General features: G+C 40.6%; 20 protein-coding genes and 1 other annotated feature. Of the genes, 16 read left to right on the top strand and 4 right to left on the bottom strand.

The window, feature by feature from the left end:
* Positions 1–60: 60 nt before the first annotated feature.
* Positions 61–299: a binding site (T-box leader), on the top strand.
* Between the two features lie 61 nt (positions 300–360).
* On the top strand, positions 361–3,453 hold the full coding sequence (gene ileS / locus C7B89_RS10560) for an isoleucine--tRNA ligase (protein ID WP_115673704.1): 3,093 nt from the start codon (positions 361–363) through the stop codon (positions 3,451–3,453).
* 42 nt (positions 3,454–3,495) lie between these two features.
* Here the strand turns inward: ileS and C7B89_RS10555 are convergent, their stop codons facing one another.
* On the bottom strand, positions 3,496–4,098 hold the full coding sequence (locus C7B89_RS10555; RefSeq protein WP_054550253.1) for a LysE/ArgO family amino acid transporter: 603 nt from the start codon (positions 4,096–4,098) through the stop codon (positions 3,496–3,498).
* A gap of 110 nt (positions 4,099–4,208) precedes the next feature.
* Here C7B89_RS10555 and C7B89_RS10550 point away from each other — a divergent pair, with 110 nt between their 5' ends.
* Together C7B89_RS10550 and C7B89_RS10545 are read left to right on the top strand one after the other, a co-directional pair.
* The gene (locus tag C7B89_RS10550) at positions 4,209–5,651 is read left to right on the top strand and encodes an aminotransferase-like domain-containing protein (RefSeq protein WP_115673670.1); all 1,443 of its coding nucleotides are present in this window, start codon (positions 4,209–4,211) and stop codon (positions 5,649–5,651) included.
* 327 nt (positions 5,652–5,978) lie between these two features.
* Positions 5,979–7,163, top strand: coding sequence for an oxalate decarboxylase family bicupin (locus C7B89_RS10545; RefSeq protein ID WP_048393109.1), 1,185 nt, complete (start codon positions 5,979–5,981; stop codon positions 7,161–7,163).
* A gap of 36 nt (positions 7,164–7,199) precedes the next feature.
* Here the strand turns inward: C7B89_RS10545 and C7B89_RS10540 are convergent, their stop codons facing one another.
* Positions 7,200–8,351 carry an MFS transporter gene (locus tag C7B89_RS10540; protein ID WP_048393107.1) on the bottom strand — a complete coding sequence of 384 codons (1,152 nt, stop codon included), beginning with the start codon at positions 8,349–8,351 and terminating at the stop codon, positions 7,200–7,202.
* 97 nt (positions 8,352–8,448) lie between these two features.
* On the opposite strand from C7B89_RS10540, the gene yeiL reads away from it, so the two are divergent.
* A complete protein-coding gene (yeiL, locus tag C7B89_RS10535) occupies positions 8,449–9,111 on the top strand; it encodes a transcriptional regulator YeiL (protein WP_054550251.1) in 663 nt (220 codons plus the stop codon).
* Positions 9,112–9,206: 95 nt separating this feature from the next.
* On the opposite strand, the gene C7B89_RS10530 is transcribed toward yeiL, so the two are convergent.
* Positions 9,207–9,518: a hypothetical protein gene (locus tag C7B89_RS10530; protein WP_048393103.1), complete on the bottom strand. Its 312-nt coding sequence runs from the start codon at positions 9,516–9,518 to the stop codon at positions 9,207–9,209.
* 284 nt (positions 9,519–9,802) lie between these two features.
* On the opposite strand from C7B89_RS10530, the gene C7B89_RS10525 reads away from it, so the two are divergent.
* A complete protein-coding gene (locus C7B89_RS10525) occupies positions 9,803–10,783 on the top strand; it encodes a diaminopimelate dehydrogenase (protein ID WP_009371727.1) in 981 nt (326 codons plus the stop codon).
* A 55-nt stretch (positions 10,784–10,838) separates the two neighbouring features.
* Here the strand turns inward: C7B89_RS10525 and C7B89_RS10520 are convergent, their stop codons facing one another.
* The gene (locus C7B89_RS10520; protein WP_115673669.1) at positions 10,839–11,063 is read right to left on the bottom strand and encodes a hypothetical protein; all 225 of its coding nucleotides are present in this window, start codon (positions 11,061–11,063) and stop codon (positions 10,839–10,841) included.
* A 287-nt stretch (positions 11,064–11,350) separates the two neighbouring features.
* Here C7B89_RS10520 and C7B89_RS10515 point away from each other — a divergent pair, with 287 nt between their 5' ends.
* The 11 genes from C7B89_RS10515 (at position 11,351) to fabG (ending at position 23,829) form a co-directional block, all read left to right on the top strand.
* On the top strand, positions 11,351–14,539 hold the full coding sequence (locus C7B89_RS10515; RefSeq protein WP_115673668.1) for a winged helix-turn-helix domain-containing protein: 3,189 nt from the start codon (positions 11,351–11,353) through the stop codon (positions 14,537–14,539).
* A gap of 286 nt (positions 14,540–14,825) precedes the next feature.
* Positions 14,826–15,644, top strand: a complete 819-nt coding sequence (locus C7B89_RS10510; protein ID WP_115673667.1) for an alpha/beta fold hydrolase — start codon at positions 14,826–14,828, stop codon at positions 15,642–15,644.
* Between the two features lies 1 nt (position 15,645).
* Entirely contained in the window at positions 15,646–16,179 is a 534-nt protein-coding gene (locus C7B89_RS10505) for a GNAT family N-acetyltransferase (protein WP_009371725.1), read from the top strand.
* Between the two features lie 353 nt (positions 16,180–16,532).
* A complete protein-coding gene (locus tag C7B89_RS10500) occupies positions 16,533–17,768 on the top strand; it encodes a substrate-binding domain-containing protein (protein ID WP_115673666.1) in 1,236 nt (411 codons plus the stop codon).
* Positions 17,769–17,828: 60 nt separating this feature from the next.
* Positions 17,829–18,605 carry an ABC transporter ATP-binding protein gene (locus C7B89_RS10495; RefSeq protein WP_004227883.1) on the top strand — a complete coding sequence of 259 codons (777 nt, stop codon included), beginning with the start codon at positions 17,829–17,831 and terminating at the stop codon, positions 18,603–18,605.
* Positions 18,580–19,287 carry an ABC transporter ATP-binding protein gene (locus C7B89_RS10490; protein ID WP_054550244.1) on the top strand — a complete coding sequence of 236 codons (708 nt, stop codon included), beginning with the start codon at positions 18,580–18,582 and terminating at the stop codon, positions 19,285–19,287. The genes C7B89_RS10495 and C7B89_RS10490 overlap by 26 nt, the downstream gene beginning before the upstream one ends.
* Positions 19,288–19,303: 16 nt before the next feature.
* The gene (locus tag C7B89_RS10485) at positions 19,304–20,176 is read left to right on the top strand and encodes a branched-chain amino acid ABC transporter permease (RefSeq protein ID WP_004227888.1); all 873 of its coding nucleotides are present in this window, start codon (positions 19,304–19,306) and stop codon (positions 20,174–20,176) included.
* Positions 20,173–21,189 (top strand): branched-chain amino acid ABC transporter permease, encoded by a 1,017-nt coding sequence (locus tag C7B89_RS10480; RefSeq protein WP_115673665.1) that lies wholly within the window; start codon positions 20,173–20,175, stop codon positions 21,187–21,189. The genes C7B89_RS10485 and C7B89_RS10480 overlap by 4 nt, the downstream gene beginning before the upstream one ends.
* Positions 21,186–22,190, top strand: a complete 1,005-nt coding sequence (locus tag C7B89_RS10475; RefSeq protein WP_054550242.1) for a 3-oxoacyl-ACP synthase — start codon at positions 21,186–21,188, stop codon at positions 22,188–22,190. The genes C7B89_RS10480 and C7B89_RS10475 overlap by 4 nt, the downstream gene beginning before the upstream one ends.
* A gap of 12 nt (positions 22,191–22,202) precedes the next feature.
* The gene (gene phaZ, locus C7B89_RS10470; RefSeq protein WP_066036674.1) at positions 22,203–23,114 is read left to right on the top strand and encodes an intracellular short-chain-length polyhydroxyalkanoate depolymerase; all 912 of its coding nucleotides are present in this window, start codon (positions 22,203–22,205) and stop codon (positions 23,112–23,114) included.
* Entirely contained in the window at positions 23,098–23,829 is a 732-nt protein-coding gene (gene fabG, locus C7B89_RS10465; protein ID WP_048393085.1) for a 3-oxoacyl-ACP reductase FabG, read from the top strand. Before phaZ ends, fabG begins: the two co-directional genes overlap by 17 nt.
* Positions 23,830–23,838 lie beyond the last annotated feature (9 nt).

Genomic DNA, 23,838 nt, shown 5'->3' with positions numbered 1-23,838 from the left:
AGATTGTCCTCCGTTGACAGACAATTGGTAATTTGCTAAGATGAAGGACAATAAAAGCATACAAATTCGTTGATGAGAAAGAGTAGTGTTTCATTTTGTTCTACAGAGAGCCGACATTTGGTGGAAGTCGGTGTGCAGGTGTTACATGAAAATCCTCTCTGAGAAGATTAGCTGAATGGAGTAAGCTAATCCGGGTGTCTACCGTTAAAAAGAACACGTATGATTGTACGTTGCTGAGTGCTATTGGCCATCGTGTCAATAGAATTAGGGTGGTATTCGCGGTTAACCCCGTCCCTTTTCCTTGGGACGGGGTTTTTTGTATGCCTTTTATACAAATTTGCTTGTATAGGAGGAACTAATATGCAGAAAGAACAAAAGAAAGAAACAACGGTTGAACGAGAAACAAGGATTCGTACATTATGGGCGCAAGAAGGGACCTTTGCAAAATCCGTAAGTAATCGTGCTGAACAGCAGCCCTTTGTATTTTATGAGGGACCCCCAACAGCGAATGGTTTACCACATGTTGGCCATGCATTTGGTAGAACCATAAAAGATGTGGTGGCACGTTATAAAACAATGCAAGGCTATTTAGTTGAACGCAAAGCAGGTTGGGATACACATGGGTTGCCTGTGGAATTAGGGGTAGAAAAGGCATTAGGAATCTCAGGAAAGCAGGAGATTGAGAACTATGGGGTGGAGCAATTTATTCAAGCATGTAAGAAGAGCGTTTTTACCTATGAGCAAAAATGGCGTACTTTTACAGAGCAGCTTGGCTACTGGCTTGACATGGATGATCCTTACCTAACATTAAGTAATGACTATATTGAATCTGTGTGGCATATTTTAAGCCATGTTCACAAGGAAAAACTGTTATACAAAGGACATCGCGTTTCACCTTATTGCCCTAGCTGTCAAACTTCCTTAAGCTCTCATGAGGTGGCACAGGGCTATAAGGATGTTAAGGATTTATCCGTTACTGCAATGTTTAAGCTAGAGGATCGAGACGAATATATCTTAGGCTGGACAACGACGCCTAGGACATTACCAGCCAATGTAGCCTTGGCTATGAATCCTGCTCTTCGATATGTCCGTGTAAGGCATGCAAACAGCATCTATATACTAGCTAAATCGTTGGTATCAAAGGTTTTTTCAGAGCCTGTAGAAATATTAAGTGAGCATGACGGACAGGAGTTTGCAGGTGTTTCCTATCTATCGCCATTTTCCTATGTAACCGTCGATAAAGGGCATATCATTGTCATGGCAGATTATGTGACAGAGCATAGTGGAACAGGAATTGTACACATAGCACCTGCTTATGGAGAGGACGATTATAAAACGGTGCAGCAACATGGCTTGTCCTTTGTCAATGTAGTTGATCTAAAAGGCTGTTATACAGAAGCGGTACCTGAGCTTGTTGGACGATTTGTGAAAGATTGTGATGTCGATATCATTAAACTGCTTGCAGCAAAAGAGCTTTTATTTGCTAAAGAAAAATATGAGCACAGCTATCCGCATTGCTGGCGCTGTGATTCACCATTATTGTACTATGCAACAGATAGCTGGTTTATCAAAATGTCGGCATTAAAAGAGCAGCTTTTACAAAATAATCAGCAGGTGACATGGTACCCTAGCCATATTAAGGATGGACGATTTGGCAACTTCCTAGAAAACTTAGTGGATTGGAATATTAGTCGTAATCGTTATTGGGGGACACCACTCAATGTGTGGATCTGTCAGGATTGCAATCATGAGGAGGCACCTAACAGTGTTGCAGTGCTACAACAATTAGCCAAAGGAGCTGTCAAAGAACAATTAGAGCTCCATAAGCCATTTATAGATGCCATTGTCTGTACCTGTCCTGTCTGCCAGGGCGACATGAAACGTACGCCTGAAGTTATCGATGTTTGGTTTGACAGTGGCTCGATGCCATTTGCCCAACAGCATTATCCTTTTGAAGACGTAGCGAACTTTCATCATCAGTTTCCAGCAGATGTGGTCATTGAGGGCATCGATCAAACGCGAGGATTTTTCTATAGCTTATTAGCAGTATCAACCTTGTTTACAGGAAAACCACCTTATAAAAATGTGCTATCGTTAGGGCATGTACTCGATGAGCATGGACAGAAGATGTCCAAAAGTAAAGGCAATGCATTAGAGCCTGTTGAGTTAATCCAGGAGTATGGAGCAGATGCTCTACGTTGGGCATTTTTAGTTGATAGCTCACCATGGAATCCAAAGCGTTTTTCGAAGAAAATTGTCTTAGATGCGAAATCTAAGCTGGTGGATACACTCGACAATACGTTTAAATTTTATGACATGTATGCCCAGATCGATAACTTTACGTATGATGCTACAAATACAGGTACACGTTCACAGCTAGATCATTGGATATTGTCCCGCTTACATCACACTATCCAGCTTGTCACAACCTCTATGGATGATTATCAATTTACACAGGCTACAAGGGAAATTGGTCAATTGGTGGAAGAGTTAAGCAATTGGTATATACGTCGTTCACGTGCTAGATTTTGGGCAAATGGAATGACAGCAGATAAACGAGGTGCATTTAGCACACTTTACGAGGCACTGACATCCATTTGTCAATTAATAGCACCGTTTACACCATTTATAGCAGAGGATATCTACCGTCAACTATGTGGAAAAAGTGTTCATCTTGAGGAATATCCAATATTCGACGATCAACTAGTGGATGTGAAACTTGAACAAGAAATGGCAACGGTCTTAACAGTTGTCGAACTTGGACGTAGCATTCGCAATAGTCAGGGAATAAAGGTCAAGCAGCCTTTAAGTGAACTCATTGTTGCCCTAAAAGGTGAACTGTCGGATTACCAAGCCTATAGCGAACTCATTCAGGACGAGTTAAACATCAAAGCTTGTAGATGGACACATGATTTTTCAGCCTATGAAAGCGTGCATTATAAATTGAATTTTAAAACAGCAGGAGCGGCATTTGGTCCAAAGGTTCATCAAGTAAAAGAGTATGTGTTGTCATTAACAGAGGAAGAGAAACAAAGGCTACAACATCATGAAACTGTGGATCTCATGATGGACGGTCAACAGCTAACATTATTAAGAGAACATGTAATAGCTGAATCAATCGTCAAGGACCATTATATTTTAGCGGAGGATAGCACTTGCCGTGTCTTGATGAATGTTCAACTTACAGAGAGCTTACTACAAGAAGGGCAAATACGAGAATTGATTCGTACTATACAAGATGCACGAAAAAAATGGCAGCTACCAGTGGCGCAATATGTATCGATTGCCTTTAATGGTAGTGCAGGGGTACTTTTCATGATTCAGCAGCACGAAGCTTTATTACAAGAAAATGTATTAGTTAAAGCTATTCATTATGGTGAGCAATGGCCTCATGCAAAATCCATTGAGACGTCATTGTTTAATGAAAAGCTCACTTTATTTGTTTCTCTATAAAAGAAAAGCTCAGGGTTACCTCCTGAGCTTTTTCTATGTACGTTAAAATAAGCCACTTGCCAGATAACATGCTGTGGCCCAAATAAAGACGGCGGAGCATTTATTAAATAGTCGCATCAATTTTCCAGAGCCGTCTAGTTTTTTGAACGAGGCGCCAGTCAATGTGAGACCGAAAAACCATAGCCAGGAAATGAACACACAAGCAACAGTGAACATTATTTGCTCGGTTCCACTATATTTTAATGCGCTTGTACCAATAACACCGATTGTATCTAAAATAGCATGTGGATTTAGAAGTGACACAGAGAGTGCGAAGAGAATTTGTTTTTTTATAGGCAATGCTTCGCTATTTTCAGTGTTTGCTGGATTTGAACGCCAAATGCTATAGCCCATGTAAAGTAAAAAGATGATACCAATAGTCATTAAAGTGATACGCAACCATTCAAACTGTAGAACAATTAATGACAGACCGAATACCGCAAGTAGAATAAGCAGTGTATCACAGATCGCAGCAGTCACACCTGCTGGCAAAGCACGTAATAAACTTGGTTGTGTAGCACCTTGTGAAAAAACAAAAACATTTTGTACGCCTAATGGCAAAATGAGTCCAAATGCTAAAATGATCCCATGAAGAAAAGCTTCCAATGACCATTCCTCCTTTCTTTACTTATTTTAGATATGGTATAACTAAAAGAAAACGACCAATTGGATGGTTTTTTATCCACCCAATTTTATTGCATGGAAGGAGAAGGAACATGAGCTGGCAGCCGAATAGAAGAAGTGATAATACATTACAGCAGCAGATTGTACAGTGGATAACAGCCAATGTGGAGCGAGGAGACTGGGCAGCAGGGACAAAACTACCTACCCAAAGACAGCTGGCCATGCAGTTCGATGTGAATCGAAGCACAGTTCAGCAGGCTTTGGAGGAATTAAAAGCAATGGGCATTCTTGAAGCAAAGATAGGCTCTGGTGTTTATGTTACGCACAATTCCTGGCATGCATTAATCCAACAAACACAGCCGAATTGGCAAACTTATATCGAAACAAGCATCCACAAGCCAAACTACCACACCATCCAATTAATTAACGAATACGAACAGCGCGAGGATGTAATTCGTTTAGGAACGGGAGAGCTAGCACCCAGTTTGTTGCCTACCGAGGAAATAGAAGCTTCACTGCGAGAGCTATCCTTCCAACCCAAAGCATTAGGCTACTCTTCGCCACAAGGTAATGATCAGCTTCGTAAAGCTATTTGTAAATATGTTCAAAAAAGAGGCATTCCCGCTGAACCTCAAAACGTCTGTATTGTTTCAGGTGCTCTTCAGGCACTACAATTAATTGCTGTTGGCTTATTAGAGCAAGGGTCTATTGTGTTTCAGGAGCCAACCTCCTATTTAAATTCTGTTCACCCTTTTCAGTCAGTTGGCATGCAAATGATTAGCATTGAACGTGATGTACAGCTTGCTCAAACATTAGCGCAAAGGAAACGAAAGAAACAAGCCGTGTTTTATGCCATTCCTACTTTACATAATCCAACAGGTCATGTATGGACAACAAGAGAAAAAGAACAGCTATATGAAGCTTGTCAGGCATCACGGATTCCAATTGTAGAAGATGATGTTTATCATGAATTGCTTTTTGAAGAGGCATCACCGCCGCTTAAGGCCATGGATAATAGCGGACAAGTTCTTTATATTGGCAGCGTCTCTAAAACCTTAAGCCCAGGGTTACGCATTGGCTGGCTCATCGGTCCAACCACTGTGATTGAGCGATTAGCCGATATAAAAATGCAAACAGACTATGGCTCAAGTGCCATTTCTCAGGAAATTGTCCTACATTGGCTGCAATCAGGAAAATATGAAAAGCATCTCGCAGGATTACGTCAACAATTACAGGAGCGAGCCGATTTTACGGAACAGCTTTTAAAGGAGAAGTTTACAGATGTGGCGAATTGGAGCAAACCAAGGGGAGGCTTTTATATTTGGCTCAAGTTTCATGAGCCGCTTGTAGATAAAGACTTCTTTATGAAGCTGTTGCAGCGGCAAGTATTAATCAATCCCGGCTATATCTATGATCCACAAGATCATCATCATATTCGTCTATCCTACGCCTATGCAACCTATGAAGAATTACAGGAAGGCTTACAAATCCTACATGAATGTGCGGTGGAGGCTATTGGACGAAAGAGTAAATAAGGGCTTGTCCTGAAGTTAGGGAAACGAGAGAAGGTTGCTCTAAAAGTGATCAAAGAAGTGAGAAACCCGCTCTAAAGTGGTTGAGAAACGATCAAACAAGTAAGGAACCCTCTCCAAAGTAGATGAGAAGTGATCAAACAACTGAAGAACCCGCTCCAAAATTAGGGAAAAGTGATCAATGTAGCAAGCTCCTCTCTCAATAAAGTATCTATGCTTAGTAGCCAACCCACTGCCAGAAAAGAAAGAGAATAATCCAAGCTGTGTATCCATACATTTTAGAAGAATAGAAGTATTTTATTTTGATTACAAACATAAAGAGGTGAACGATTGGAAAATTTGCCACCGGGTTATTTTCAGGTGCCTCAGCCTATTCGAGGTGATGGGGCTGGAGGGGTGGATAAGGGGCCACGGGATATTATGAGGGATTTAGAAAATCCTGATATGCTAGTGCCACCAACGACTGATGCGGGTTTGATTCCTAATTTACGATTCTCGTTTTCAGACACGCATATGACCTTAAATCAAGGTGGGTGGTCACGGGAAATTACGGTTCGTGAATTACCGATTGCTACGACTTTGGCGGGTGTGAACATGAGTTTGACACCAGGAGGCGTACGTGAGCTGCACTGGCATCAACAGGCAGAGTGGTCTTATATGCTGCTTGGCCATGCTCGCATTACAGCTGTCGATCAGAATGGTTGTAACTTTATAGCGGATGTGGGACCCGGTGATTTATGGTATTTTCCACCTGGCATTCCTCATTCCATTCAAGGACTTGAGGATGGCTGTGAATTCTTATTAGTATTTGATGATGGGCATTTCTCCGATCTGAACACACTGTCAATTTCAGATTGGTTTGCTCATACGCCAAAAGAAGTGTTATCAGCGAATTTTGGGGTTCCTATTCATGCTTTCGATCACATCCCGAGTGAACAGCTATATATTTATCAGGATCGGGTTCCGGGGCCAATTGATTCTCAGAAAGTGCAATCTCCATATGGTGAGGTTCCGCAAACCTTTAAACATCGTCTGTTGGCACAGCCTCCATTAAAAACACCTGGAGGCAGTGTGCGCATTGTCGATTCGACTAATTTCCCAATTTCTAAAAATATCGCGGCTGCACTGGTGGAAATTGAGCCAGGGGCGATGCGGGAGTTGCATTGGCATCCTAACAACGATGAATGGCAATATTATCTGCAAGGAAAAGGCCGTATGACAGTTTTCACAGGAAATGGAACGGCTCGAACATTTGATTATCGGGCGGGAGATGTTGGCTATGTTCCATTTGCGACGGGGCATTATATTGAAAATACTGGAACAGAGCCATTATGGTTTTTAGAAATGTTTAAAAGTGATCGATTCCAGGATGTGTCCTTAAATCAATGGATGGCGTTAACGCCGACAGAATTGGTGCAAAGTAATTTACAGGTCGGTCCTGAGCTGCTTGAGGCTCTCAGAAAAGAAAAATGGCCGGTTGTAAAATATCCTGGTTTTTCCTATTATCCGAAATAAAGAAAGCAGGTGAGGAAGTTCTCACCTGCTTTTAGTTTAATATTGATATTTTTTGCGTGTCATTAGCAAAATAGCGATGGCTGGTATTGTACAAATGAGCATGGCTGCGAAGGACAGACCTGGTGATATTTCGTATAAATAGCCACCTAAAAATGTAAGGATGGCGGTACTTAAGCCCATAGCTAATGCAGAGTATAAACCTTGTGCATTGGGGATTTGTTCCTTTGGTAGCGCTTTTGTTAAGTAGCGAATAAAGGCAAAATGGGCTAATGCAAAGGATAATGCGTGCAAGGTTTGAGAAGCGATAAATACCCAGACATTTGGGAACAAAAAGATAAGTAACCAACGTAGGGAAGAGCCGCTCGCTGCTAAGAGTAATAAGGATGATGAGCGCCATTTCGTCAATAACGTATCAGCCTTCATAAAGTAAAGAATTTCGCAAATAACAGCGATATTAATAATCATACCCATATAGAATGGATCAACCTGTAAATCTTCTAAATAAATATAACCGTAGCTATAATAGGAGGCATGTGCACCCTGTAGCAAGATCACGATGAATAAAACAATCGGGAAGCCTTTGATAGTCCATAGTGTTTTCATCGACAATGATTTTGCACGCTGTTCTTTTGTTGGTACTACGAGTAATTCCTTTGGTGTTGCTAATTGTTGCATAAGTAACATGCCCACCAACCCTATAATCATGCTCCAGAAGATGATGTTCTTTCCAAAAACGCCGGTCAGCATACTAATAATTAAAACAGCGATGACAAAGCCAAATGAACCATAGGAACGGCTTTTACCATAATGAATATTGCCATACTGCACAAGCGTAGCGGCACTGCTTTCCACAGCAGGTAATAGCGCTGGGTAAAAAACACTAAATAAAATGGTCACGATTAATAATGCTGTAAAGCCTGTGCTTGGAATATAGAGCAAGGCAGTTAGCAACGAGCCTATTGCTAAAATTGTAATGAGTCGTTTATTGTGTACGTATTTTGCAAGTGTTGGGAAGAAGAAGAGATTGGATGTGGCACGAGCTAGGAGCCCACAGCCCATCACGACACTTGCCTGCGAGACGGTTAGATGTTTCGCATCCACCAGCCAACCTGTCCAGTAGGGTAAGAAAATGCCCCAAGTGATAAAAAATGTAAAGAAATTCTGAGAAAGCCATCGTTGATTGTTCATATAATTTCCGTACCTCCATTAACTATGTTGAATAATAGCATGTTCATCGCTACAATAATGTGAGATATCTCATATTTTTTATAGGAGAGAGTAAAAAATGCATATTTTAACAGCTGAAGCCCGTACCCATTATCTTGAAAAATATCCGATTGATGATTTTTTCTCATTTGATATCAATCCCTATTTAGAAGTCCGCCAGTTTGACAAGGGGGAGTGGATCTTCCAGGAAGGCTCCTTTCCAGACACCGTGTATTACATGATAGAAGGAAAGGCGAAGCTCTATATGACACATAAAAATGGGAAGGTTTCACTTATTGAATACCTAGAGGCTCCTCTTTTTATGGGGGAAATTGAATTGTTAAATGAGGCTAGGTATACAAAGGGGATACAAACCGTCACCAAAACAATTTGCTATTCGATTACACAGTCATGTAAGGAGAAGTTACTTGCGGATGCTTTGTTTTTACGTAGACTTTGTGTATTTTTAGGGGAAAAAGCGACAAAAATGACATCTAAATATACACAAAATCAGGCCTATCCGCTGGAAAATCGCTTAGCAGCCTTTATCCAATTATCAGCCGACCAAGGTGTCTACAAGGAAAAACATACGGAAATCTGCGAATATTTAGGGGTCTCTTATCGCCATTTACTATATGTCTTGGCACAGTTTTGTGATGAAAGGATATTGGAAAAGCGTAAGACAGGCTACCAAATTATTGATAAAAATCGTCTCGCACAACTGGCACAGGAAGTACTATGATAACAACCATTCCATAAAGGTTGCCTATTAGTGCAGATCAGCTGAGGGAATTAATTCAATTTTATAAGTTATAAATTAAAAAGGATTTGACTTCTTTAAATGAAGTCAAATCCATTTTTGTTGTATTCACTTTTTTTAATTAACCAGCGAGCGATATCCTTACCACTATGGTAAAAGTCCACTTCATTTACCTTGTTTTTTTGGATGGAGAGGTCAGGGATGTTTTCTAAAACGTCAAAAGGTAAAACGCCGATACATAAATGATTATTTGTTGGAAAATCTCCTTGTTGCTTACTGCCACTTTGTATCGATTCACTATGCTTGTTCATTGAGTTTTGTGTCATATGGAATGCAAGTAGTTCTCCTTGTGCCAATGCTGTGCTTGATGAGTAACCAGTACTTTTCATTCAACATGCCCCCTTTTGTCGTTACAGTTATTGTACAAGACTAAGTGGGAAAATAGCCGTTATTTACAAGCCTTTTACAATAACTTTAAGGTTCATGGAAAATTTAGTGATTTGTAACCGTATTCATACCATTATGGGATAAAAACCATAGAAAACTGATATAAATTCTTTTTAAAAAACTCATACTCAAACTATTGTGAATTTTTCTAACACGAAGTATTATTGTAATTAGATTTAACGTGAAAGTTTTCACAAAGTCGCGAAATCGTTAGGAGGAATTTTTAATGAGTGCAATTCGAGTAGGTATTGTAGGATATGGAAATTTAGGACGTGGTGTGGAGTATGCCATTTCACAAAATCCAGATATGGAATTAGTAGCAGTATTCACACGACGTGATCCTTCAACAGTAAACGTAGCAAGCAATGCAAGCGTATATTTAGTAGATGACGCTGAAAAATTCCAAAACGACATTGATGTTATGATTTTATGTGGTGGTTCTGCAACAGATTTACCAGAGCAAGGTCCACATTTTGCACAATGGTTTAATACAATTGATAGCTTCGATACACATGCGAAAATTCCTGAATTTTTCGATGCTGTAGATGCAGCGGCACAAAAATCTGGTAAAGTATCTGTTATCTCAGTTGGTTGGGATCCAGGTCTATTCTCTTTAAATCGTCTACTTGGAGAATCAGTATTACCAGTTGGTACAACATATACATTCTGGGGCGATGGCCTAAGTCAAGGACATTCAGATGCTGTTCGTCGTATTGAAGGCGTAAAAAATGCTGTTCAATACACATTACCGATAAAAGAAGCGGTAGAACGAGTTCGTAACGGTGAAAACCCTGAACTAACAACACGTGAAAAACATGCACGTGAATGTTGGGTTGTATTAGAAGAAGGTGCAGATGCAACAAAGGTTGAACAAGAAATTGTCACAATGCCTAACTATTTCGATGAATATGACACAACAGTGAACTTCATTTCTGAAGATGAATTTAAAGCAAATCATACTGGTATGCCACATGGTGGTTTTGTCATTCGCAGTGGTGACAGTGGTGCAAACGATAAACAAATTCTCGAATTCTCATTAAAACTGGACAGTAATCCAAACTTTACATCTAGCGTATTAGTGGCTTATGCACGTGCAGCACACCGTTTAAGTCAAGCGGGTGATAAAGGGGCGAAAACAGTATTTGATATCCCATTCAGCCTACTTTCGCCAAAATCAGCTGCTGAATTACGTAAAGAATTACTATAAACGTAGCTAATGATCCCGATTATCATTGAGTTGATAATCGGGAATTTTTTTAAGCCTAATTTTTTGCTAAAGTAGGTTGCCAATGAAACGATACATCTACATGTCTAATGCCAAATTCTAAGACTGCTTGATCAATAAAAATGGAGGCGTATTGTGTGGGAAAATGAAGTAATGCTTCCTTTATAGCAAGAATAGCCTTGCTAGTTGCCACTGTTAAATTTTCTTTCATAAATGGTACTAAGTCTTTTGGAATTGCAATAACCACATATCCATACTTCACTCAAATTCCTTCGCTCGGTAAAGCAGTTCCATTATAATCGGAACTCGTATAATCTCTATATTTAAAGGCGGTTCATTTAGCCACTTTCCTTCTAAATTTTAGTAATATAACAGGATACTAAAATTGGGAAGAAAATACCAACTAAATTCTACTTCCATCCCTCAAGCAAAAAATGGGGATAAAATCTATAAAAATACATAAAAAATATGGTAAACTGTCAATAATTTAATAATCTGAATTTTTGTAGAAATTTTTGTAACCTTACAAAATATGGAGGTTATGTTTATATGACAGCAGATATTATTATTCAATCAAAATGTATGGCCCCCAATCCATCCACGCATTGTATTAATAGAGCAACACTAATGCGAACGCTAAAGAAAAGTCATCATCATACTTGTACTTTCTTGCATAGTGGTGCAGGGTACGGTAAAACAACCATTCTAACTCAATTTCTTGCAACCGAATCAAGTACGTTTTCTTGGTATAGTATTTCTGATGAAGATGATAATTTATTACCCTTTTTGAGGCACTTCTTTTTTAGTATACAGCGCGTCGTACCGAATTTTGGTCATACATTTGATGGGTGGAACCAATTATCGCGCTTTCCAAAAATGGATGAGCTCAATCGATGGTATAAGCTTTTTGTCAATTGCCTCTGCGATCTAGACGAGCCTCTTCTCATCGTGATTGACGACTTTCACCTAGTAGATCATGTTTTTCCTATTAATTATTTCATGGAAAAAATCATTGAATTTGCTCCACCCAGCATTCATTTTATTTTGGCTTCTAGAACACTACCCAATTGGGATATTATGAGGAAATTAAAGCTACAAAAAAGATGGCTCGTTATAAAAGAGGACGAACTGGCATTTTCAACTGAGGAGATTGCAGTGTTTTTTGAAGAATATGTAGATGTACATTTATCCGAGGCTGAAATGAAAAAAGTATTAGAGATCACTGAAGGCTGGGCCATTAGCATTTCCTTATTGGCAGAGCAATGGCATCATGCTTCGCTAGATCATTGGCTGACGATTCCCACAAATGAGCTATTCACATATTTATCAGAGGAAGTTTATAGTAGGATGACTGCTACTGAGCAGGAGACGATCTTAAAATTAGCGATTTTTCCTACCTTTTCTGCGGAGCTATTGAAAGCGTTTTATGGCGCTGAGATTGCGCAAATGCTGAATGCATTAACTCAGCGTCATTTATTTATCCAACCTGTGACAACAGATGGCTTCTATCGTTTTCATGCATTGTTTAGTCGATTTTTAGAAATGAAATGGCGACAGTATCCAACACAACATGCGGACCTTCATAAACAAGCAGCATTGTATTATGTAGAACATCAAAATATTCAAGCTGTCCTGTATCATGCCTTTAAAACGAATGATCATCATTTCTGCGGAGAGCTCCTACAGCTTCATGCAGAATCAATCGTACGGGCTGGTCAATTTGAATGGTTGCTCGAAAAAATCAATCGATTCACTGTACAGGAAAAAGATAAATTTTATAAATTAAATTATTTTGAGGGTGAATGTCATCGCTACCGAGCTTATTATGAAAAAGCGAAACAATCCTATGAAAAATGTGCAATCCTCGCACAGCAGCAGCGGGATCACCTATTTATGACAAAGTCACAAGCTGGGATAGCCCATATTTACTTAGACACCATTCAACCTGCTTTAGCAGAGCCATATCTCGAGAAAGCATTAGAGCTAGCGAAACATACACCATTGCGCAAAGAGGAATTACTAGAACTTCAACGGCAATACGCTGAAAATTTAGTGAATCTAGGGAAGGCCAAGGGTGCACAGCTCTTTATGGAGGACGTCGCATTGCCAGAGGATGTCATACAGCGAGCAAATGTTGATGTACGTGTTTTACTACGAACAGGACAACTACGGGAGGCCAAGGAGTTATTAGCGCAGCGACTTGAATTACCGCCTCAGCTTGTTGCAACCCATCGAGAAAGTGAACTGCTAGCAGCTTTCGTTTATGCACTGTTAGGTCAAGGCAAAGAAGCCTGGTATGCTGCCCAGCATGGCATTCGAAGAGGAATAAAAGAAAAGTCTATTTTCATAGAGGCGGTTGGCTATATCAGAAAGGCTCATGCCCTGCTGTTAATGGATTTCCCAGATCATTATGGGGCATGTCAAGCCTATGAAAAAGCGTTGACCCTCATGAATGCCATTAATATTTCTCGTGTGAAGGCGGAGCCATATATGGGGTTAGCCATTGTCAAACATTTGTTAGGAGATATGGTGGCGGCTAAGAAATACTTAGCACTGGGCTTACAGGAAACGGAGCAAGTTCAAGATGCTTGGATGACAGCGCTTATTCTTTTAGCAGAAGTAAAAATAATACTTTCTGAGCAAGAAATAGAGAGAGCGAAGCAATTATTAAAGAAGACACAGCAACTATTTCAGGAGTGCGGTGATCGCAATGGCTTGATGCATGTCTTATTTTATCAATCAATGATTGCCCTGAAAGAGTGTAATAAGAAGCCGTTTCAACAGTATTTTCAACAGTTTGCACAACTATGTGTCTCAAATGGCTATGAATACTTCTTACAAAGGCCAACGATACTTGGTCCGAGCAATCGAATGGTTTTTTACGAGCTATTGCAATTTAGTCAAAAATGCCAGATGAAGCATCCAGCTATATTAGCATTGCAAAATTATTTTCAGGTCGAGGATAGTATTAGTTATCCGCATGATGAAATACAGATGAATCTTTTCGGGAGTTTAAATTTAATTCGTTCACAACGAAAGCTAGAAGACAAAGAATGGCAACGTGATAAATCAAAGGAATTATTCGTATATCTCTATTGCCATCGCCATCGCTTTACACCAAAGGAAGAAATAGCACAGGCATTATGGCCAGATCGTAGTGTCGAGTCCTTGGATCGTGATTTTAAGGTGGTGTTAAATACGTTACTTAAAGTGTTGGAGCCGCAACGACATGCAAGACAAGAGAGCTTTTTCATTCAGCGGAAAAATAATATGTATCAGTTACAAAATATTGCTTTTCTCCAAATTGATGTTGAACGTTTTCACTATTATTACAGCTTAGGAATCGACGAATTTGATCCACAGCTGTCCAATGAGTGGCTCTTATTAGCGGAAGCGAGCTATACGGATGCGCTCTATGCGGAAAAAAAGCAAATCGACAGGCTAACGCAGGACCGTGAAAAGCTACAATTTTTATATATCGAAGTCTTGGAACGACTAGCACAAAATGCAACAAGGCAACAGCAATATAAAAAAGCCATTTTTTTCGCAGAAAAGATGCTACGCGAGGATGCACTCTGGGAAGAAGCGTATCGCCTGCTCATGTACAGCCACTACCAGCTCCATAATCGTTCTCTTGCCTTAAAATGGTATGAAAAATGTGTCCAGCAATTACAACAGGAGCTAAACACAACCCCGATGGAATCCACCATGACGGTCTATGACTTGATAATGGGGTAATTGGTGTTGTTATTAAGGCTAGGTGAAGTGATTTTGTATTGGATGGGCTTGCTCAAGTGTTTGGAAGTGCTCCATTGATTGTGGGAATGCTCATTCATATGTGGAAACCCGCTCCAACAGAGAGTAGAGCCGCTCCTAAGTAATGTGAAAACACTCCAACAGAGGCGGTGCCCCCTCCTAGTCAAAGCGCTCATTCTATGAGGAACTCACTCATAAACTATGTCAATCCGCTCCAACAGTGGGGTAGACAATACTATAAAAATGTAACCTATATGGAGGAACAACAATGCCATTTTGTCAGACAAATAAAGCGAAAATTTACTACGAAATAATTGGAACAGGGATACCTATCATCATGCTACATGGTTTTTCTCCTGATCATCGTTTGATGAAGGGCTGTATGGAGCCTGTTTTTAAAGAACGTGAAGGGTGGAAACGTATTTATCTGGATCTTCCGGGAATGGGAAAAACAACAGACTATTCATCAATTCAAAACTCGGATGAAATGCTAGAAGCGATTATCGAATTGATACACACAATCATTCCACAAGAATCGTACTTGTTGGTTGGTGAATCTTATGGTGGCTATTTAGCGCGCGGTATTATGAGGAAATCAGTGGATCAACTTTTAGGTACTGCCTTTATTTGCCCTCTCATCATTCCTGAAAAAGAACAACGTACGGTGCCACCGCATTGTATTGTACAAGCAGACACCGCTTTTTTATCAACATTAAGTCAGCAGGAGCAAGATGATTTTATGGCTAATCAAGTTGTCTTAGATGCCTATAATTGGGAGCGTTATTCAACAGAGGTGTTGGCAGGGTGTAATCTAGCAGATCAGGCATTTTTAGAAAAAATTCAGCAAAGCTACGGATTTTCCTTTGCCGTTGACGAAAAGTCCTTTGATAAGCCAAGTCTCTTTTTGCTTGGTAAACAAGATTCTGTGGTTGGCTATAAGGACGCGTTATCACTTCTAGAGAAGTTTCCCAGAGCAAGCTTTGCCATTTTAGATAGAGCAGGCCACAATTTGCAGATCGAGCAACCTGAATTGTTTACCGAGCTGATGAGTGAATGGTTGAATCGTGTAGAGGGAGCGATGGATTAAAGTGATACTTGCAAATGATAAATTATTTTTAAGAGAATTCAGACAGCAAGACTGGGTTGATGTGCATAAATATGCCTCTCAGGAGGTTGTTTGTAGGTATCAAACATGGGGACCGAATTCAGAAGAGGATACAAAAGAATTCATTCAGGATGCTCTCGAAGAAGCAACACAAACACCAAGGGAACGATATGTTTTTGCTATTATTCATCAAGAAACATTAATAGGTGCGGTAGAAATGATGATCAGGGATTTTGTAAATGAAGTCGGGGAAATTGGCTATATCGTGAACCCTGATTATTGGGGTAAGGGAATAGCAACGCAGAGTGCTAAATTGATGATGACTTTCGGCTTTGAAACATTAAAGCTCCATCGTATTTATGCAACATGCGACCCTCGAAATATTGGATCATCCAAAGTATTAGAGAAAATAGGAATGTCAAAGGAAGGAATATTACGTGAAAACATGTTAATGAAAGATGGCGTTTGGCGAGATTCATTATTGTATAGTATGTTGAAACAAGAATGGTTATCATGAAGCGTACGATTAAAAGTCATCTTATTTAGGGGTATAAAGCTATGCAGAAGGAAAAGAGCAATAAGAATCCGATGTATCACTGCAATTAAATGCAGTAGGGAATGAGAAAAAAATTATAAGAAAAATAGATGTGGACTCTAAAAAGCAAGAATGTTGATTTCTAAACATTCTTGCTTTTTGTTTTAAGAAATGTTGTTTAGTTGCCATTCTGCTTCGCTCCATTTTCGGGACAGAGCTAGGTGGCTTATATTTGAGCCAGCTAGCTTGTAACTAATTTGTAACTGGACTTTTATATAGTGTTGTCATAGCAAGAAAGCGCTTTCTAGGGAGCTTATTTTGAAGGGGGATATGGGATGAGGAAGCAGTGGTATTGGTTTCTTTTAGTGATGTTGGCTGTGGTGTTGGTGGCTTGTAATGGGGATACGAAAGAGGGTGCAACGGAAGCGGATTCTTCTGATGGGGAGACGAAGGCGGTTACTGCGGAAGGCGGCACAATTAAGATTGGTGTACTTGCATCGTTAACTGGGGCGCTTGAGTCATATGGGAAGCAGACGCAGCGAGGATTTGATTTAGGAATTGAGTATGCAACAGGCGGCACGATGGAGGTCAATGGTAAGAAAATAGAAATTGTATATGAGGATACCGAAACAAAGCCAGAGGTGGCTGTACAAAAAGCGACAAAGCTTTTAGAAGATGATCAGGTTGATTTTTTAGTCGGCTCTTCAAGCTCGGGAGATACGCTCGCTGTTCTACCGCTTGCCGAGGAGTATGAAAAAATTATGGTGGTAGAGCCTGCGGTGGCTGACAGTATTACAGGTTCAGAGTTCAATGAGTATATTTTCCGAACAGGTCGTAATTCATCACAGGATGCCTATGCAGCGGCAGCGGCTATTGCAGGCAAAGGTGTGAAGATTGCTACATTTGCGCCAGATTATTCGTTTGGCTGGGATGGTGTGAATGCCTTTAAAACGGCAGCGGAGAAATTAGGGGCTGAAATTGTACTAGAGGAGTATGCAGATCCTGCTGCAACAGATTTTACTTCCAATTTGCAAAAAGTGATTGATGCGAAGCCAGACTATTTGTTTGTGGTTTGGGCAGGAGCAAATTCACCATGGAATCAAATTGCAGATCTTAAAATTCAAGAAAAGGGCATTAAAATTTCGACGGGTGCGCCGGATATTATTGCGCTTCAATTTATGAATCCATTGGTTGGGATGGAAGGCTTCTCGGTGTATTATCATACACTTCCTCAAAATGATGTCAATGAATGGTTAGTAGATGAACATCAAAAACGTTTCAATGAAGTGCCCGACTTATTTACGCCTGGCGGCATGTCTGCGGCGATTGCTATTGTGGAGGCATTGAAACAATCGGATGGGGATGCAGACGCCAACAAATTAATCGACGTTATGGAAGGTATGTCCTTTGAAACACCAAAAGGGACAATGACATTCCGTGAAGAGGATCACCAGGCTCTACAATCCATGTATTCGATTCGCTTAGAGCAACAAGATGGTGTGGATTATCCAGTACCAGTACTTATTCGGGAGCTTAGTCCTGAAGAGACAGCACCGCCCGTTATGAATTAAAGAATTGAGAGGCAGCATAGCTGTCTCTCTACATAAATGTGAGAAGGAAGGGAGTAGAGAATGGAGCCTATATTATATACAGATAATTTAACAATTCGTTTTGGGGGACATACGGCTGTAGATGGCGTTAATTTTCAAATGCCTGAGAAGCATTTAAAGTCCATTATTGGGCCGAATGGTGCTGGGAAAACAACCTTCTTTAATTTGATTAGTGGTGAGCTAAAGCCAACTGCGGGTGATGTTTATTTTAAAGGGCAATCACTTGCACAAAAGTCGGCCATTGAAAGAACTCGAATGGGATTGGGACGATCTTTTCAGATTACCAATGTTTTTCCAAACTTAACGGTTCTCGAAAATGTTCGTTTAGCCGTCCAATCCAAGGAGAGAATTCGTTATCAGCTATTCCGCCATTACAAAAGCTATCAGGCGATTACGGACAAAGCGGAGGAGTTATTGGCACTTGTGTTACTCGACAATAAACGAGATGCCCTGACAACAATGCTATCCCATGGAGAGAAAAGAAAGCTTGAGATTGCCATGCTACTCGCGTTAGATACAGAAATTCTACTGCTCGATGAACCAACTGCAGGGATGTCATTAGAGGAAGTACCTACGATTTTAGAAATTATTCGAAGCATAAAACAGCAGGGGGATAAAACCATTTTGCTCATTGAACACAAAATGGATATGATTTTGGATTTATCGGATTCTATTATGGTGTTGTTCAATGGTCAGCTATTAGCAGATGGCTCACCAGAAGAAATTATGAATAATGATACTGTGCAACATGCATATTTAGGAGGGCTGTACGATGACCACCTTACTGACATTAAATGAGGTACACACGCATATTGGTCAATATCATATTTTGCAGGGCGTTAATTTTGAAGCGAAGGAGGGGCAGGTTACAGTACTGCTCGGACGCAATGGCGCAGGGAAAACGACCACCCTGAAAACAATAATGGGTTTAACGCCTGCAACAAAGGGTGACATTGCCTTTCGCTCCCAATCGATTAAAAAAAGTCCTACCTATAAGGTGGCGAAATTAGGAATCGGCTATGTACCTGAAAATCAAGGGATTTTTGCAGATTTAACGGTAGAGGAAAACATGAAGGTAGCGATGCGCAAGGAGGATACAGCCACATTAGAGAGACAGCAATATGTGCTAGAGCTGTTTCCTGACTTAAAGAAGTTTTGGAAAAAGGCTGGTGGGCATTTATCGGGTGGTCAAAAGCAAATGCTGTCCATGGCAAGAGCCTTTATCAATGATAGCCAATTAATATTGATAGATGAGCCTTCCAAGGGACTTGCTCCGATAGTTGTGGAAAAAGTGATGGAAGCGATTGTGGAAATGAAAAAGAAAACGTCCATTGTTCTAGTGGAGCAAAACTTTATAATGGCTAGTCGAATTGGTGATACCTATACATTAATCGATGATGGTAGAACAGTAAATTCGGGCAATATGCAGGATTTGATTGATGATGAAGAGCTAAAACGCAAGTATCTTGGCATTGGATAGAGGGGGGTGACTATCATTGGAGCTATTGGTCAATTTAATCATTAATGGCTTGGCCACTGGGATGTTAATTTTTCTGCTAGCAGCTGGTTTGACATTAATTTTCGGTTTAATGGATGTATTGAATTTTGCGCATGGTGGGCTCTTTGTTTGGGGGGCCTATGCGGGCATCTTTACCTATATGTTGACAGAAAGTTTTATCGTTGGGATTATAGGCGCGATTGTGACCGGAGCGTTGCTTGGACTGCTGACAGAGAAATTCATTATTACGCCTGTTTACGGCAATCATATTCAGCAAATTTTAATTACCTTAGGGCTGATGCTCGTGTTGCAGGAGCTTATTAAGGTGGTCTTTGGACCAAATGGGGTGGCAGTAAAAACACCAAGTTATTTAGCAGGTAGCTGGGAAATTGGTGATGTGATCATCATTAAATATCGTTTATTTATTATTGTCATAGGGTTTGTGATTTTTGGTATTTTCCAATACATGCTGAAGCGTACGAAGATTGGCTTGATCGTTCGGGCTGGGGTGCAGGATAAGGAAATGGCGCAGGCTCTCGGTATTCATATTAAGCGTGTATTTTTATACGTCTTTATGGTGGGCGCTGCTCTGGCGGCACTTAGTGGGATGTTGATGGCTCCCTATTCAGGTGTGATTTATGCGGAAATGGGCATGGAGTATGCCATTTTAGGCTTTATTGTTGTGGTAATTGGCGGTATGGGTAGTTTTTCCGGCTCCTTGCTTGCAGCGATTTTAGTAGGGCTAGCAGGTAGCTTTATGGCTTATTATGTCCCTGTGCTGTCACTGGCGGTCAATATGATTTTAATGGCCATCGTTTTAATTTTCCGTCCTCAGGGGCTGTTTGCGATGCGAAAGGAGCGGACATCATGAACAACAAAATATCTTTACGCGCTTTCGCTTTTTTCCTGTTACTTGTCATTTTTATTATCCTTCCTTTTGTCAATGATTCAAGGACACTACTTATTTTACTCACACAAATCTTTATTTTTGGGATATTGGCAATGAGCTATGATATTTTACTAGGCTATACAGGCATCGTCTCCTTTGGGCACGCCATGTTCTTCGGCATAGGTGCCTACACAACAGCAGTCATGCTTAAGCAGATGGATCACACACTCTTGATCTTTGTACTGTCCATCGTGATTGGTATGATACTAGCAGGCTTCATTAGCTTTTTAGTAGGTTTATTAACCTTACGCTTAAAAAGTCATTTTTTTGCGATGCTGACGCTAGCCTTTTCGGGGTTATTTTTAGTCTTAGCTGAAAAGTGGCGCTCTGTTACGTATGGCAATGATGGCTTTACATTCAGAGCACCTGATCTATTTAGAGATCGAATGACCTTCTATTTCTTTGTGCTAGCAAGCTTGGTTGTCATCTTTTTGGCGCTCTACCGCTTTGTTAATTCACCAACAGGCCGTATTTTAATTGCCGTTCGTGAAAATGAACAGCGGACCAAATCATTAGGCTTTAATACGTTGCATTATAAAGTCATTGCCTCAGTTGTGGCAGGCATTGTAGCAAGTTTTGCTGGCTCCTTATATGCAGTGTCATTGCGCTTCGTTAACACGAGTGTGATGGCCATGGATATTACGCTGGATGCATTGTTAATGACGATTATCGGTGGGGTTGGTACTTTAGTGGGGCCGTTATTAGGCTCGGCGGTCATTGAATATGCGCAACATGCACTGTCGGGGCTTGCACGAGATTATCCTATTTTCGAACGTTGGATTATCTTCTTCGGGATTCTCTATATTTTAGCCGTTATCTTCTTCCCAAAAGGTATTATTGGCTCATTAAGATTGCTCTTTGGGAAGTGGCGAGGAAGGCTAAAGCAACGAAAAACGACAGGTCCCTTGCCTCAGGAAAAGGAGCGATTTGAATGACAGTTGGTATTGTTAGTACAGGTATTTATCTACCTCAACAGAAGATGGCGTCGCAGGAAATTGCGGCTCTTTCCAATATTCCTGAGGCCATTATCCGTCAAAAAATGGGCATTCATGAAAAGCCAATTCCTGATAAGTCTGATCATACCGTGCAAATGGGTATATGGGCAGCACAGGAGGCGATTCAAAAAGCGAATATAGACCCTAAGGATATTGATGTTGTCATCTATATGGGGGAGGAACATAAGGAATATCCACTCTGGACAGCCTCCATTAAAATGCAGGAGGAGCTTGGTGCTGTGAATGCATGGGCATTTGATGTGCAATTACGCTGCGGCACTACAATCATGGCGCTGAAAGTGGCGAAAAGCCTAATGGCCTCAGATGACACGATACGAACCATTCTGTTAGCAGGTGGTTATCGCAATGTTGATTTTATCGATTACAGCAATCCACGAACGCGCTTTATGTACAATTTAGCGGCTGGTGGAGGGGCCATGTTATTACAAAAAAACTATGAAAAAAATTTGCTACTAGAGGCAGATATTATAACGGATGGTTCTTTCTCAGAGGATGTAGTCGTGCCTGTCGGGGGAACGAAAAATCCATTAACCCCAACCCATTTAACCGAAAATTTATATAAGCTTGACGTTTTGGACCCCATTGGGATGAAGGAGCGGCTAGAACAAAAATCTTTAAGCAATTTTTTGAAGGTCATTCGCAGTTCTTTAGCGAAAAGTGGATACAGTGACGATCAGCTAAATTATTTAGCGATGTTGCACATGAAAAGATCTGCACATGATTATATTTTAACAGAGCTTGGCTTACAGCAGGAGCAGTCTATTTATTTGCAAGACTATGGACATATAGGTCAGATCGATCAAATATTGTCCCTACAGCTAGCACAGGAGCAAAAGCAAATTCAAGCAGGCGATATTGTGACGCTTGTTAGTGCTGGCATTGGCTATGTATGGGGAGCTATCACAATACGTTGGGGATAAGGGGGAAATGGCATGGTAAAAACGATTCAACTAGCAAATGGAGAAACAATGGCCTATCGCAAGCGATCAGGTGGAGGTCATCCTTTAGTGTTGGTACATGGCAATATGACATCTTCTAAGCATTGGGATATTCTGATGGATGCTTTAGACGAGAAATACACCATTTACGCGATAGATTTACGTGGTTTTGGTGAATCATCCTATCTTAAGCCAATCACTGCTATTAAAGATTTTAGTGATGATGTCAAACTATTTGTGGATGCACTGCAACTGCAAAGCTTTGATATGATTGGCTGGTCAACAGGTGGAGCTGTCTGTATGCAGTTTGTAGCAAATTATCCAGGACACTGTCAACGACTAATTTTACTTGCGTCTGCTTCTACACGTGGTTATCCATTTTACACGGATTTAGGAACAGGCAATCCAGCCTCCTTTAAGCGAGCCTATCATTATGAGGAGGTATTGGTGGATACATCCAAAACAAAGCTTATTCAAGGCTTCTACGATGAAAAAAATGCGGAAGGCTTACAGTCTATATGGAATGCATTAATTTATACGCATCATCGACCAAACGAGGGGAAATATCAAGAATATGTAGAGGATATGCTTACACAGCGCAATTTAGCAGAAGTATATCATGCACTCAATACATTTAATATAAGCGCTGTTGACAATGAGGTGGCAAAAGGCTCTCGGGAGGCCATGTTGCTTCATATCCCAATTTTAGTGCTCCGAGGGGATCGTGATTTGGTGATTACAGAGGAAATGAATGCAGAGATATTACATGATTTAGGCAAAACAGCACAGTTTGTAAGCCTAAAAAATTGTGGACATTCGCCTTTGGTCGATGATTTAGCACAATTGACAGCTGAAATTGAAGCCTTTTTAGAAATTGGAGGAAGACAGTATGCGTTTGAACAATAAAGTGGCTATCATTACAGGCGCTGCAAATGGTATTGGCTATGCGGCTGCTGAGCGTTTTATCGAGGAGGGGGCATGGGTATTTATCGCCGATTATGACGATAAAGCAGGCATTCTAGCAGCACAACAACTAGGCGAAAATGCTGTATTTATACAAGTAGATGTCGCAAGTAGAGAGAGCGTTAATCAGCTGGTGACGGCAGTGATCGAACAGGCAGGACGGATTGATATTTTAGTGAATAATGCGGGGATTACAAGAGACGCGATGCTGACAAAAATGACGGAGGATCAATTTCAGCAGGTACTAGATGTCAATTTGACAGGTGTCTTCCATTGTACACAGGAGGTCATTCCCTATATGGTGGCAGCAGGTGGAGGCAAAATTATAAATACATCCTCAGTTAGTGGAGTATATGGCAATGTTGGTCAAACTAATTATGCAGCGACAAAAGCAGCGATTGTAGGTATGACAAAAACATGGGCGAAGGAGTTAGGGCGTAAGGGGATTAATGTTAATGCAGTGGCACCTGGCTTTACAGAAACAGATATGGTCAAAAAAATGCCTGAAAATATTTTGGCTCAAATGCGATCAATCGTCCCCCTACAACGCCTAGGGACACCACGTGATATTGCCAATGCCTATTTATTTTTAGCATCTGATGAGGCCTCCTATGTTCATGGGCATACTCTGCATGTGGATGGCGCAATTATGATGTGATAGGGGGTA

This window comes from Lysinibacillus capsici (genome assembly GCF_003367505.1).
Classification (GTDB): Bacteria; Bacillota; Bacilli; order Bacillales_A; family Planococcaceae; genus Lysinibacillus; species Lysinibacillus capsici.
This window is presented reverse-complemented; position numbering and strand designations above follow the sequence as displayed.

Bases quoted from the DNA above. Each gene is read 5' to 3' on its own strand.
- ileS (WP_115673704.1), top strand. From the start codon at position 361: ATGCAGAAAGAACAAAAGAAAGAAACAACGGTTGAACGAGAAACAAGG.
- C7B89_RS10550 (WP_115673670.1), top strand. From the start codon at position 4,209: ATGAGCTGGCAGCCGAATAGAAGAAGTGATAATACATTACAGCAGCAG.
- C7B89_RS10540 (WP_048393107.1), bottom strand. From the start codon at position 8,351: ATGAACAATCAACGATGGCTTTCTCAGAATTTCTTTACATTTTTTATC.
- yeiL (WP_054550251.1), top strand. From the start codon at position 8,449: ATGCATATTTTAACAGCTGAAGCCCGTACCCATTATCTTGAAAAATAT.
- C7B89_RS10530 (WP_048393103.1), bottom strand. From the start codon at position 9,518: ATGAAAAGTACTGGTTACTCATCAAGCACAGCATTGGCACAAGGAGAA.
- C7B89_RS10525 (WP_009371727.1), top strand. From the start codon at position 9,803: ATGAGTGCAATTCGAGTAGGTATTGTAGGATATGGAAATTTAGGACGT.
- C7B89_RS10515 (WP_115673668.1), top strand. From the start codon at position 11,351: ATGACAGCAGATATTATTATTCAATCAAAATGTATGGCCCCCAATCCA.
- C7B89_RS10510 (WP_115673667.1), top strand. From the start codon at position 14,826: ATGCCATTTTGTCAGACAAATAAAGCGAAAATTTACTACGAAATAATT.
- C7B89_RS10500 (WP_115673666.1), top strand. From the start codon at position 16,533: ATGAGGAAGCAGTGGTATTGGTTTCTTTTAGTGATGTTGGCTGTGGTG.
- C7B89_RS10495 (WP_004227883.1), top strand. From the start codon at position 17,829: ATGGAGCCTATATTATATACAGATAATTTAACAATTCGTTTTGGGGGA.
- C7B89_RS10490 (WP_054550244.1), top strand. From the start codon at position 18,580: ATGACCACCTTACTGACATTAAATGAGGTACACACGCATATTGGTCAA.
- C7B89_RS10480 (WP_115673665.1), top strand. From the start codon at position 20,173: ATGAACAACAAAATATCTTTACGCGCTTTCGCTTTTTTCCTGTTACTT.
- C7B89_RS10475 (WP_054550242.1), top strand. From the start codon at position 21,186: ATGACAGTTGGTATTGTTAGTACAGGTATTTATCTACCTCAACAGAAG.
- phaZ (WP_066036674.1), top strand. From the start codon at position 22,203: ATGGTAAAAACGATTCAACTAGCAAATGGAGAAACAATGGCCTATCGC.
- fabG (WP_048393085.1), top strand. From the start codon at position 23,098: ATGCGTTTGAACAATAAAGTGGCTATCATTACAGGCGCTGCAAATGGT.